We start from the raw sequence: 13,651 nt of genomic DNA on the forward strand, positions 1-13,651 counted from the left end.
AAATTACTTTTTTAGCAACTCTATTAGTTCTTTTTCGTTTGATAAACCGGTAGTTTTTGAAAGTATTTTGTTGTTGCTGTCTATTAGGACAGTATATGGTATTGCTTGGTCAAGTTTATAATTTATTTGTAGGGCTTCATAGTCTGTGATATTTTTTTTGTTTACAATAAGCTGTTTCCATGTCATATTTTCAAGAGCTAAAGCCTCTTTCCACGACTTTTTATCTTCGTCTAAAGAAATTGAAATGAACTCTACCTTATCTTTATATTGAGAATGGATTTTCTTTAAAATAGGAATTTCCTGTCTACATGGACCACACCAACTTGCCCAGAAAACAATCAGATGCTTTTTGTATTTTTTATTTATTATTTCAGTTTTTTTCCCTGTGTTATCTTCAAGTAATGGAAGGACGACAGTTTTTTCATTAAATCTTTTATCGTTATATGCTTTCAGGTTTTTATATGTTTCGCTTTTACGAATATCACCTTTAAAAGAGTCTAAAAGAGAGACTAACTGTTTTGCTGAGAAACTATTTTTAGTTTCGTTAATTTTATATAATAAGTGATATGAATAAGGATAAATTTTTATTTTTTCTTTTATAATCTCAACTTTTCCATTACTAATTTGATCAAATATGTCATTATCAATATTGTAAAAAGCAAGTGTTTGCTTTCCAGCAACAATTTTTTGTGTCGTTACAAATTTAAAATTATCAGGTAGTTTTAAATCTTTAAGTTCAAAATCAATTATTTTTCCAGTAATTTTAATAATTGAATCGGATAAAAAATTAGGAGAGTTCCAGCCAGCCCCTAAATATTTAGATTCAGTAGGAAAATTAAATGCTCTTGTGACTTTTTTTTTATCAACATGATCTAGACCTAAATAAACAGGTTCACTATCATTCCATATATAATTAAAATTAAACTTGCCATTTTTTACAATTGTGCTATCAATTCGGTTATTTACATTGTCCTTATATAAGTACATTTTTCCATCAGGCAAATTATTAATATCTCCTGAAATTAAGGTATGCTTGGTTTCTGTACACGATAAAGTACAAAGAATCAAAAAATAAGAATAATATTTTTTCATAAAGTTTTAAGGAGGCTAAAAAACCTCCTTATTTTGATTTAGTACATTAACAACGAGATCTTCCACCATTTGATGTTACATTTACTTGCCCTAAACCTGTTTCACAATAACTTGTAAAAGTAGGAATGGTAAGTTCGCCAACATGTATTAATTCCATCTTTTTTTCACAAGTCCCAGTTCTGGTTACCCATTGTCCATTTGATCCTTGAATTGATAATGTACAAGCTTGTCCACCCAGTATATTACCTAAATCATTTCTTGAAAGTTTTTTAAGATTTTTCATTTTAAAAAAATTTTATTTAATAATAATTTTTGCCGTACAAACCCCGACATGGGTTTTTTGCTGATCAGCGTTTTCATTTATAATTTTGCTGTGCGCACAAACAAAATATAAACATTTGTGTTTTGTTGAAGCAAAGATGCGGTAGTGCTGGGAAATAGACAAACAAGAGATGTCGAAATTGGTAAGTTTTGGGGTCGAAATTGATAAAAATCGAAAATGTTATTTTTTGTAAATTATATAAAGTCAATTGATTATATGTTAATCTTGAAACCCCTATTAAATTCTAAAAAAATTGTAGTTTTGTAAGATGAAAATACAAATGCTTCGTTCTTATTTTATAATTTTGGCATTATTAAATTATACATTGATTTCTTCACAAAGTATAAAGGGATTTAAAATCCCAGATACTTTAAAAAATAAAAACTATGAAGAATTGGTTAAAGCATATAATGAAGTATTTCAAATTGATAATTCTAAAGCAGAAATATATGCCAATACCATTTTAAGCAAAGGCAAGAAAGCTAGAAAAAATGACCTTATATATGATGGGTATTACAAAATTGCGCATTCAAAAGGTTTAAAACCAAGGGAAGGTCAGCCTTATGCAGATTCGCTTTTAATTATTACAAAAGATGTTTACACAAAAGAGTATCCTGCTAAAGCCCATATTATAAAAGGTATATTAGATTACAAAGAATTTAATTATAAAAGCGCATTAGATCATTATATAACAGCACAAACTTTATCAAAAGACAGGAATCCCGACCAGTTTTATTACATCAAGAAACTTATTGGTATATTAAAAACAGCAACCGACGAAAATGAAGATGCACTACAACTTTTTATTGAGTATTATAAATACCAAAGGCAAAAACTGAACTCTAACACAAAAGATGTAAAAAGCTATATTGGTTCTGTTTTTTCAGTATCAAACGCTTACAATAAAACAAAAAATTATTCTCAAAGTAAAGTCTTTAACAAAATTGGAATTTCGGAGTGTAAGAAGTATAATGATTATTCTCATTTTGTTTATTTTTTGATGTCTGAAGGTATTGCTGACTATCATTTAAGGAGTTACGACAATGCCGTCAGGAATCTTTTAACGGTAGAAGAAAAGCTAAAGAAAAATGAAGATCAGCCCAATCTGGCAATTGTCTATTATTTTTTAGGTAAAATTAATCATGAAAAAAAGAATCAATTAAAATCAATTAGTTATTTTAAAAAGTCAGATTCACTTTCTTTTATTTCTAACGAATTTCTTCCGGTAACAAGAGATGGTTACGAAATTCTGATAGACTATTACAAATCCATTGGGGATAAAGAAAATCAACTTACTTACATCAATAAGTTATTTCATGCAGATAGCATTATAAATAATAGTAAGCAATATCTCTCAAAGGATATTTATAAAAAATACGATACACCCATACTGTTACAAGAAAAAGAACAGTTAATCTCTGATTTAAATAATAAAAATTCTATTCTGTATTGTTCTTTGGGATTAGGCAGCACTGTTATTTTAATACTGTTCTTTTTATTTATTAAGAATATAAGGAAAGTAAAAGAATATAAAAAACAGGCAAAAATTTTACTAACCCACCGGATAAATGAGTCTGAACCTAAATTTCCAAATCCTATCTCTACTACAAATGAAAAAATTGAGGATAATACTGTAAATATTGAGAAACCTAAATATACGGTACCCAATAATATCTTAAAAGAAATAAATCTAAAGTTAGAACACTTTGAGACTAGTAAAGGTTTCCTTCAAAAAAACATTACAATTGATGCATTAGCAAAAGATTTGGGAACTAATCGTGATTATCTTTCCAAATCTATTAATGAACTTAAAGAGAAGAACTTTTCAAAATATTTGAATGAATTGCGTATCAACTATATAATAAAAGAATTACAAGATAACAAAAAACTTAGAAAATTTACAATTTCAGCTATTGCAGACCAAGCAGGTTTCAATAATTCAGAATCATTTTCTAATGCTTTTAAAAAAATTACAGGGACATTGCCTTCGTATTATATAAAAGTATTACAAGAAAGAAATTAGGATAATATTCTGAAAATATGATATTTGTAAAAATGATGAATAAGAAATTGGTAAATTTCGAGATTAATTTCTTTGATAACCCTTTTAAAGGAACTTATTTTGTACCGTTTATTAAGATTTAATTTATTGCAATGAGAAAGGTAAAAAACAATCAAAAAAAGCTTTCATTAAATAAGCTAAAAATGGTTAAAATTCAAAATGGATTAAACACTATTATGGGAGGTAGTGCTGTTGCAGGAGGTATTGGAGGAGATAATCAGACTGTTTTGGACAATACCGACAACCCGGGAGGCGTCAACGGACCTCTTCAACCTAGAACAAATAGGTAAAACAAGATGAGGCTGTTAAAAGTTTACAGCCTCAATTTTAAATCTAAGTTATGAGCATTTTATAATACTCTTTCGCTAGTAAATTTCGCTACAGATATAATGAAAAACATTCTAATTATTTGTTTTCTTACTTTTTTCAATTTTATTTTTTGTCAAAAAATAAATGTAAAAGGAGTTACGACCTCGAATCCAGAAAATCTTGTAAAATATTTAGCAACTCAACTTAAAGATAAATATTCAGAAAAAGAGCCATCAACTTTTTATGAGAATGCTTTCAGGATTAATATGATTAATGAAGATTATGATTTATCACTTTCTCAATTGGAATCAATTCGAGATATTTATCGGTCTGACTATCCCATTGAAGCGTCTGCAATGGGAACGCAGTTTGAAATTTACATGAATACTATAAAAAGAGCAAAAAACACTGATGAGTTAAAAAAAATATATGAGGAGGAGTTTGTAAAAAAATATAAAAAACTACCCGTGAAGTCACAAATTATCCTCCCTGAATATTTTGATTTTGATCTCGCAGATATTGAAAAATACATTAGTGAAACCATTCAAACTAAAATAAAAAATGACAGTATTGAAATAACTGATGCAGTACAGCTTTGCAGAGAATACAACTCGCTTAATGTTGCCAGAAAAACCTTCCATTTTGCAAAGCCATTATTAAAACAACTGGATCAAGAAAATTACACAGTATATGATAGTGTGAAAATTGTTACTAAAGATAATGTTGATCTTACACTAAGTATCGTAGTAAATAATAAAACGTCCAAACCCTTAAATACTATTTTAATAAATACAATTTATTCAAGTGCAGCAAATATTAATGAAGCTAAAGAATACGCTTCAGAAGGTTATGCTTGTGTTATCTTAAATACACGTGGTAAATATTTGAGTAGTAACAAAATAGAGCCATTTGAGAATGAGACAGAAGATATCAACAAAGTCATAGACTGGATTGTGAAGCAGCCATGGAGTAACGGAAAAATAGGGATGATGGGCGGAAGCTATTTAGGGTTTAGTCAATGGGCAGCAACAAAAAACCTACATCCTGCATTAAAAACAATAATACCGCAAGCTCCTGTAGGAATTGGAACAATGGATTTTCCTATGAATAATAATATTTTTTCATCTTATGCGCTAAGATGGCTAAACTATGTCACTAACAACAAAATGATTAGCTACAAGGATTTTGAAGAGAAAAAATGGAATCCAATTTATAAAAAATGGTATGAAACAGGTAAATCTTTCAAAAAATTAGATTCATTAAGTGGAAAAACGGATGTTATTTTTCAAAGATGGCTTACACATCCCGCATACGATAATTACTGGAAAAGTATGGTGCCTTATAAAAAGGAATTTTCTAAAATAAACATCCCTGTTCTGACAATGACAGGATATTACGATTCAGATCAGTTAGGAGCATTATATTATCTAAAGCAGCATTATAAATATAATAAAAAAGCTGAGCATTATTTAATCATTGGTCCATACGATCATTCGGGTGCTCAGGGGAATATCAAGAAAAAACTAAGAGGTTACACAATAGATAAAGTCGCTGATATAGATTTGAATAAAATTTGTATTGATTGGTTCGATTATATTTTAAAAGATAAAGAAAAGCCGACATTTATAAAAGATAGAATCAATTATCAGGTGATGGGTTCAAATCAGTGGAAAAGTACAAATTCCATTCATAACTTTGAGGAGAATAAAGTGAAGTTCTATTTAGAAAGTGAAAAAAAGAACTTATCTGCCTCAAAAAATAAGACCACAAATTTTTCCTCACTTAAAATAGATTTTAGAGATAGATCTGATGCAGACGAATTACTTGCATTAAAGTATGATGTAATTGAAAAAACAATTTATGAAAAAAATAATTTAATTTTTTCTACAGATGCTTTCGATAAAACCTTTGAATTTTCAGGTAATTTTTCAGGAAAACTTAAATTTTCAATTAATAAAAAAGATGTAGACATCTATGTCAATTTATATGAACTTTTGCCAGATGGTAAATACTTTTTATTGTCAAGCTATTTGGGGAGAGCAAGTTATTCACAAAACCACGAGAAAAGAAATTTACTTGTTCCAAATAAAAAAGAATCCCTGCTTATCTCTAACAATGAATTTGTAAGTAAGAAAATCGAAAAAGGAAATAAACTTGTTTTAATAGTTGGTGTTAATAAAAATCCTTTGTGGCAAGTTAATTATGGAACAGGAAAAGATGTAAGCGAAGAAACAATAGATGATGCTAAAGAGCCTCTTGAAATAAAGTTTTATAACGACAGTTATATTGAAATTCCTGTTTCAGAAAACAAATAAATGCCCCAGTTCCCATATCAGTTTTTTCAGGAGTTTGCAGTGCGTACTCCACATTATTCGCAGAAAGATTTTCATAAAAAAATCTCAAAAGAGAAATTATCAGAGTCAGATTTTCGTGAAATCTGTATTAATCCTATTTTTCAGGAAGCCATTTATCTTGCTTCACCGGAATTATATAAGAAAATGTCTCAATGGCTGCTTTCGGAAAAAGATTTTGCTTTCAAAAATGTGCAAAAGCTTCATCATACCATTCTGAAATATTATATCAGAATGAGTACAAGAGCAACTCCGTTTGGTTTATTTTCAGGAATTGGTTTGGGCTCTTTTGACAAGTCCGATCTGAAAACTTCAGTTTCAAGAAAATTAAGAGATACTAAACTGGATATGCATTTCCTTGTATCTTTAGGCAGAAAACTAGGGAATACGAAAGAAATCAGAAGACAATTGATATATTTTCCCAATAATAGTATCTATAAGGTTGGAAAAAGAATAAGGTACATAGAGTACGAATATGTAAACAGAAAAAGAGATTATATTATTTCCTCTGCACCGTTTTCGGAAGAGCTTTTTCATTTATTAGCTTTTTCAAAGAAAGGAAAAACAATACAACAGATTGCACAATCATTAGTTGCAGAAGAAATTTCTTATACAGAAGCCGAAGAATTTGTTGAAGAATTAATTGAAAATCAGGTCTTAGTAAGCGAATTGGAACCTGTGGTATCAGGTGAAAATTATTTCGATCATATCATTTCAATTTTAGATAAGGTTGAAACTTCAAGGGAAACAAAAATTTTAAAAGAGATTAAAGAAAAACTCTTACAACTGGATCAGGCAATAGGAAACCCTATTTCAGAATATCAGAAAATTGAGAGTTTAATTCAGTTTCTAAATACTGAATATGAGCAAAAATATCTCTTTCAGACCGATCTGTATTTTCAAAATAAATTTTATGTTTGTCCCGACACGAAAAAGAAAATTAAAGAGGGGATTATATTTTTAAATAAAATTAATTCTTATAATAAAAATACTTACATTGAAGAGTTTAAAAAAGCGTTTGCTGAACGTTATGAATCTGAGGAAATATCTTTATCTCTTGTTTTGGATACTGAAATAGGAATTGGATACAGACAAAATACTCAAACTAGAGGAGTGCATTCTTACCTTGAAGAGCTAAAAATTCCAAGGTCTCGAAATAAAGACGAACTTGAATTTACTCTGACCCCTTTCCAAGAAGTTCTTAATCAAAAAATACAAAAAGCATCTCTAGAAAACCAACTCATTATTGAATTTTCCGACGAAGATGTAAAAGATTTTGAAGAAAAATGGGAAGATTTACCCAAAACTTTTTCCGTAATGGCGGAGCTGATTTCCGAAAATAACAAAGAAAAATTATCTCTCGGAGGCATTGGAGGAAGCAGTGCTGCAAATCTGCTTGGCAGATTCTGCTCCGAAAAAAGTAAAGTACAGGATTTAACTAAAAAGATTACAGATAAGGAAGAACAATTGCAAACTGACAATAATGTAATCTTAGCAGAAATAATTCATCTTCCTGATTCCAGAATTGGAAATATCATCAGAAGACCTACTTTAAGAAAATACGAAATTACTTATCTGGCGCAGTCTGTTGTATCAGAAGAAAGACGGGTTTTTGTGAATGATCTTTATATTTCATTACAAAATGATCACCTTATTTTAAGATCGAAAAAACTTAACAAGAAAGTTATCCCTTTTCTAACCAACGCACACAATTATCAAAATAGTTCTTCGCTTCCCGTATATAATTTTTTATGCGATTTAAGTTCACAGAACAAACGGCGAAGTCTACATTTTAACTGGGGAGCATTAAGCCGGCTTTATCGGTTTTTACCGAGAGTTGAATATAAAAATATTATTTTATCTAAAGCTAAATGGAGTATTACAGAGCAGGAAATACAATCTTTACAAATATTTGATAATAAAGAAGAGAAGAAAATCGTATCTGAAATACAAAACTGGAGAATTAAAAGAAATATTCCACAGTGGATTGAGTGGGTGCAGTCTGATAATATTTTGCCGATCAATCTGGGAAATTCAGATATGATCAAAATCTTTCTGGAGATTATCCTGAAACATAAATCTGTCACAGTAGAAGAATATTTGTATCACGGCAGAGAAGATCTCAAAAAAGAGTTTGTTTTTCCAATGTTTAAAATATAATATGTCAGCAAAAAGAAAATTTTTTCCGGGAAGTGAGTGGCTGTATTTTAAAGTTTATACAGGAATAAAGACCGCAGATCTGGTCTTAGAAGAATTAATGCCTTTAATTGACAGCCTTGAAGAAAGAAATCAAATCTCAAAATGGTTTTTTATACGGTATAATGATCCGAAACCCCATTTAAGAATTCGCTTTAATTTAGCTGAAAAAGAGTTTTTTCAGTCGGTTGTGCAGGAGATAAATAACGGTTTGGAAAGTTTTTTGGAAAGTGGCGAAATATCAGACATATCCGTCAATACATATACCAGAGAACTGGAAAGATATGGTTATAATACCATAGAAAACGCAGAAAGTTTTTTCTTTATCAACAGCAAGATTACTTTAGAATGGCTGGAGTATGATGATGAAGAAAAGTTATTGGTCAGCATTTTTTATATCGAATGTTTGTTAAATCTGCTTAAACTTTCTATAACCGAAAAATCAGAATGGATAAAGCGTTTTAATGATGCGTTCAAAGCAGAATTTAATGCTGACAAAAATCTTAATTCACAGCTTGATAAAAAATACAGGACATTTAAGCTGAAATATATTGAGTTTCTGCATTCTCCTGAATTTTCGTCAGAAAGAAATCAGATTGTATCAAATCTTTTTAATATAGAAAGTGATATTCAGGTTATTTTAAGTAAAAATAAAACGAATAGCCTTGATGTCAATCTACCATCATTTTTTCAAAGCATTTTTCATATGAATATCAACCGCCTTTTTGTTTCAGACCAAAGGCTTTTTGAAATGGTTGTTTACGATTTTTTAAACAGGCATTGTAAAAGCCTTCTATATCTTAACTCTAAAACAACCTCAGCTGCTGCTCCTTTGTCCCCGTAAAGCCATCCGTTGAAAGCTTCGGAAACTCTTTTCCATCAAAGAATTTTTTTCTGCCGATTTTAAAAGTATTGTGAATCATTTCGGCAATATTTCCTTTACCTTTCTGTCGGTCAAAGTATCTTTTTTCGCCCAGTTTTCCGCCATGCATAGACTTTATTAAATTTAAAACCTTTTGTGCACGATCAGGAAATGCATTTTCAATCCATTGTACAAAAACAGGTTCTACCGTATCGTTCAGCCTTACCAATGTGTAACCAAAACTTTGTGCGCCTGCTTCTGAAATAGCTTTTAAAATAGCTAAAGGCTCATCACTGTTAAGTCCCGGAATGATTGGTGCTACCATAACATGCGTGGGAATTCCGTTTTCTGACAGAATCTCAATTGCCTTCAGTTTATTTTTCGCAGAACTCGTTCGTGGTTCCATCTTTCTGCGCAGATCCTCGTTTATGGTCGGAATACTAAGAGATACAGAAACTAAATTCTGTTCTGCCATCGGTTTTAAAATATCCAAATCCCGCAGCACCAAAGCATTTTTCGTTAAAACATTGACAGGATGTCGGTAATCAAGACAAACCTGTAAAAGCTGTCTGGTAATTTCAAATTGTCTTTCGGCAGGTTGATAGCAGTCTGTATTTCCGGAAAGCAGAATCGGAAAAGGTTGGTACCCTCTTTTCTTGAAAAATTTCTCCAGCAATTCCGGAGCATTTTTCTTTACCATTATTTTTCTTTCAAAATCAATTCCTGCACTGTAACCCCAATATTCGTGGGTGGGTCTTGCAAAACAGTAGGAACAGCCGTGTTCACAGCCTTGATAAGGATTCATGGAATATTCCATAGGTAAATCTTCACTTTTTACCTTATTGACAATCGTTTTAGGAAAAATCTCCGTGAAAGTAGTTTTTATGGATTCTAAATCTTCATCATCAGGTTCATAGGTAAATCTGTCGAAACGGTTATTAACATTCCGTTGCGCTCCCTGACCTTTTTTGAAATTTTCGTTCTGCATATTTTTATAAACGTAAAAATAGGCTTAGAAGTATTGAAAATAATAAGTTTTAACAGGATAGTTTTCCACAAAAAATCCGAAATCAAAAAATGATTCCGGATTTTAAAAAATTATATTCTTACTATTTCTTACGGGTCGCTACTTAAGGGCATAAAATTCTATTCCATGATCATCATCAGAATTTTTGTTGTCAAAATGTCTGTGATAATCAGAGTAATAGTCGTTATATTTTCTATTTTTCTTAGATAATATTTTTTTTACGCCAAAAAAACTCAAAACTGCCAAAAGTCCTACGCCTCCTGCCAGTAAAACTCCTACTTCTTTTTTCATATGTAGATATTATTTAATGTTCCAAGATCAATAAGATTTAAAGAAATATTACCGATCTGTTTCAAACTATATCAAATAATATACCTTTTTGTTTTTTAATTAATGATAAATTTTGTTAATTATCAAAATAATGCTTTCAGTGTTTTATGGTTTAAAAATTGTACTAAACATAAAAAAATATTATTATGGAAAGTTCAGAAAACATAGACAGAATGACAACGCTTACCGGTGTCATGGAAACTTTAAGACAAAGAGGAATTCACAGAGAATTCAGAATGAATGAAGACTGCGAAATGAAATATGAAGGATCAGACAAAAACTATAAGCCGGAGGAGCTTAGAATTGTAAAAACATACAGGTTTGAAGGTCCGAGTAATCCTGATGATAATGCTGTTTTGTATGTAGTGCAGGATGCCGAAAAAAACATAGGAATCATTCTTGATTCTTATGGAGCAGACAGCAATTATCCGGGTCAGGAATTTGATGCTTTCCTAAGAGATATTCCTATTGAAGAAAGCGATGAGTACTAATTTTTAATTCATATTAGCATAAAAGAACATCCCGAAATATTCACTTTCGGGATGTTTTATTTTAAACTTTTCTACGGTATAATTCAGGTTTTAGCTATTTTTATTTTTTTGAAGACTCATTTTTCGTATTGTTTTTAGCTTTATCGGGATTGATTCCTAATAAAGTTTTTTTCAAACCACTTTCCACACCTTTCCAAAACATATTGAAAAAAGATTTTGTAGGATCTCTTTCCACACCTTCTACGATCACAGATTCGGGAAACTGACCGGAGTCTGTTTTAATAAAGATATTGGCAACCGCACTTAGGAGATTCTTTTTTTCTTTGCTTTTTTTGTCTAAAACAGAGATCTTTAAATCTTTGTGTTTGATATTGAATGTTCCACCGATTCCCTCCGGATTGCCTTTAAAGTTAAAAAGCATTTGCTGAATAGATCCTGTTGCCGAAACACTCATATAAGGAACAATAAACGAATTTAGTGCGACAGCCGGAATATTGTCTAAATTTCCTGAAATCGCAAAACGGTCACTCTGATCAGCAGTATTAAAAGTCCAGTTTACCGCCAACGGCGATGTATTCATAAACTTACAGTCAATCTTTATACTAACCTGAGTGGGTTTCCCCTTCATTTTTGCTGAATTGAGATTATTAACATTCATATTAAAATTACTGAAAGTCAATTTTCCAGGGCCACTGCTTTTCGGAGTGTCTTCTTCATATTCTAAAGTCGAATTTTTAAGTTGAAGATTAGTGACAAACATGGGAATTTTAATGGTTCGCAATAACTTTGAATATAAAGGCTTTATTTTCGGATCATCTTCCGGAATTTTACTTCTGAAAATATTGGCATTTGCAGACTGAATGATAACTTGTGATGCATAAAATGATTTATTTTCGGAAAATAAATCCCAGTTGCCCTGCGCGGATATCTGATCTGCTTTAATATCATACAGATCCTGTTCTACAGGAATCATTCTTATAAATTCCGCTCTTGATACAAGCGGAATCATTGCAAAACGATTGATCTGAAGTTTATTTTGATCTAAACTCAATGCGGCCGTTTTCATCTGATAGAACTTAGTTTTGTAACTGAAATCGTTTGCAGTAATATGATAATTTTTTACTTTCACAGCCATTCCGTCTTTTGCAGAATTATCTGTTAGTTCAAGATTTTCAATAGAAGCATTAAGATTATTGAGACTTAAAGGTTGCTGGTTACTCTCATAAGTAATATTGGAATTTTTAAGATCAATTTTTCCAATTTTAATGGGAAAATTAATTCCTTTTGCTGAATTTTTCTTTTTTTGTGACGTTTTTGAAGAGGCTATTTTACCGTTTACGCCATCAATAAAAATATCATTTACATCCAGATTGAGTTTTTTATTTTTAAAATCAAACGTATTGATGTTGAATTTTATCAGGTTGGTTTTAAAATCCATTACCAGATCAGAGTTTGTAGGTTTGGCGATAATGTTTTTAATATGACCGCTTTTGGGTGTTAAACTGAAACTTTCTGCATACAGATTCTGTTGGTCATTGTAATAGATTCCGTTTCCCGAAATTTTGAAATCTTTATATAAAACAGGAATCACTTCTTCCGAACTCTCTTTAGTCATCTGCAATTCGGAAATGTCCATATTCAGATCCTGTGCAAAAAAGAAATCTTTTGCATTCGTTTTCACCATCTGTATTTTTGCATGGCTCACTTTTACATTTTTCAGATCAAGTTCAAAACTTTTTTCCTTTACTGCCTTTTTAACCGAGACACCGGTGTCATAAGTTCTTATAAATGGGTTTACAAAGATGGCGTTGGCGAGAGAAACTTTATTTTTTTTGAGAAAAATATCCTTGAAAGTCATTTTGGGAACCATAAACTGAAACATTTTAGATTTTTCAGGATATGTTTTCTTAAACTGCTCAAATGAAATCAGCGGTTGAAGATGAAAATTCTCAACAGAAATTTGACCGTTGGTGGTTGCAATTTTAGCAATTTTAAGCTCATAAATATCATCGGGCTGAAAAAAGAAATTTTTTCCCTTAATTTTATACTGGTCAAAAATTACAGGAAGTTTTTCTTCAACAGATTCTTCCGTTAATTGAAGGTTTTCCACATAGAGATTAAGCTCTTCCACACCAACGAATTTTTGTCTGGTATGACGGAAAACAGCAATAGTTCCGTCATTGATTCTGATGTTTTCAAATTTAACCGGATTGGGCTTTTTACCTGTTTTTTTATCAATAGGTTTTGCAAGAATAATATTTAAGTTGGGTTTAGAAAGCAAAAGATCATTGGAGCTTATTATTTTATTAAACACAGCATCGTAGATCCCAAAACGACTGACTTTTAGTGTATCAATCGTTCCCTGAAGTCCTATAACCGAAGTATTTGTCGGGTTTTTATTATTAACAGTAACTCCGGTTGCAAGAATATTTCCTGTTCCCAAGTCTACATTCAAAGATTTATAAGTTACTCGGTAAACCGTATTTTTCTTAATATAGTCTGGAAGTTGGGTTTTGAGCCAGATATTTAAGCCAAAATTTGCCAGTAAAATTATTCCCAGCAATATGCCAAAGCCAATAAGAAGCTTCTTAACCCAAGGTTTTTTCATG

The 13,651-nt window shown here is 30.8% G+C and carries 11 protein-coding genes; 6 read left to right on the forward strand and 5 right to left on the reverse strand.

What is annotated here, in order from left to right; genetic code table 11:
• Window positions 1-3: 3 nt before the first annotated feature.
• Complete coding sequence (locus tag FNE73_RS01920) at window positions 4-1,092, reverse strand: TlpA disulfide reductase family protein (protein ID WP_143883098.1); 1,089 nt, start codon at window positions 1,090-1,092, stop codon at window positions 4-6.
• 46 nt (window positions 1,093-1,138) lie between these two features.
• Window positions 1,139-1,375, reverse strand: coding sequence for a bacteriocin-like protein (locus FNE73_RS01925; RefSeq protein ID WP_143883099.1), 237 nt, complete (start codon window positions 1,373-1,375; stop codon window positions 1,139-1,141).
• Between the two features lie 307 nt (window positions 1,376-1,682).
• On the opposite strand from FNE73_RS01925, the gene FNE73_RS01930 reads away from it, so the two are divergent.
• The 5 genes from FNE73_RS01930 to FNE73_RS01945 all read left to right on the forward strand — a co-directional run bounded on the left by FNE73_RS01930 (window position 1,683) and on the right by FNE73_RS01945 (window position 9,176).
• Complete coding sequence (locus FNE73_RS01930) at window positions 1,683-3,437, forward strand: helix-turn-helix domain-containing protein (protein ID WP_143883100.1); 1,755 nt, start codon at window positions 1,683-1,685, stop codon at window positions 3,435-3,437.
• A gap of 182 nt (window positions 3,438-3,619) precedes the next feature.
• Window positions 3,620-3,766, forward strand: coding sequence for a hypothetical protein (locus FNE73_RS16645; RefSeq protein WP_185147269.1), 147 nt, complete (start codon window positions 3,620-3,622; stop codon window positions 3,764-3,766).
• A 99-nt stretch (window positions 3,767-3,865) separates the two neighbouring features.
• Window positions 3,866-6,100, forward strand: coding sequence for a CocE/NonD family hydrolase (locus FNE73_RS01935; RefSeq protein ID WP_143883101.1), 2,235 nt, complete (start codon window positions 3,866-3,868; stop codon window positions 6,098-6,100).
• Window positions 6,101-8,296: a lantibiotic dehydratase family protein gene (locus FNE73_RS01940; RefSeq protein ID WP_143883102.1), complete on the forward strand. Its 2,196-nt coding sequence runs from the start codon at window positions 6,101-6,103 to the stop codon at window positions 8,294-8,296.
• Between the two features lies 1 nt (window position 8,297).
• The gene (locus tag FNE73_RS01945; RefSeq protein ID WP_143883103.1) at window positions 8,298-9,176 is read left to right on the forward strand and encodes a thiopeptide-type bacteriocin biosynthesis protein; all 879 of its coding nucleotides are present in this window, start codon (window positions 8,298-8,300) and stop codon (window positions 9,174-9,176) included.
• On the opposite strand, the gene FNE73_RS01950 is transcribed toward FNE73_RS01945, so the two are convergent.
• A complete protein-coding gene (locus FNE73_RS01950) occupies window positions 9,139-10,182 on the reverse strand; it encodes a PA0069 family radical SAM protein (protein WP_143883104.1) in 1,044 nt (347 codons plus the stop codon). The genes FNE73_RS01945 and FNE73_RS01950 overlap by 38 nt on opposite strands.
• 138 nt (window positions 10,183-10,320) lie before the next feature.
• A complete protein-coding gene (locus FNE73_RS01955) occupies window positions 10,321-10,512 on the reverse strand; it encodes a hypothetical protein (RefSeq protein ID WP_143883105.1) in 192 nt (63 codons plus the stop codon).
• A gap of 185 nt (window positions 10,513-10,697) precedes the next feature.
• On the opposite strand from FNE73_RS01955, the gene FNE73_RS01960 reads away from it, so the two are divergent.
• Entirely contained in the window at window positions 10,698-11,042 is a 345-nt protein-coding gene (locus FNE73_RS01960) for a hypothetical protein (RefSeq protein WP_143883106.1), read from the forward strand.
• Between the two features lie 100 nt (window positions 11,043-11,142).
• Here FNE73_RS01960 and FNE73_RS01965 read toward each other — a convergent pair whose 3' ends face one another.
• Window positions 11,143-13,650 (reverse strand): AsmA family protein, encoded by a 2,508-nt coding sequence (locus FNE73_RS01965; protein ID WP_143883107.1) that lies wholly within the window; start codon window positions 13,648-13,650, stop codon window positions 11,143-11,145.
• Window position 13,651 lies beyond the last annotated feature (1 nt).

The organism is Chryseobacterium binzhouense (genome assembly GCF_007474545.1).
GTDB lineage: Bacteria > Bacteroidota > Bacteroidia > Flavobacteriales > Weeksellaceae > Chryseobacterium > Chryseobacterium binzhouense.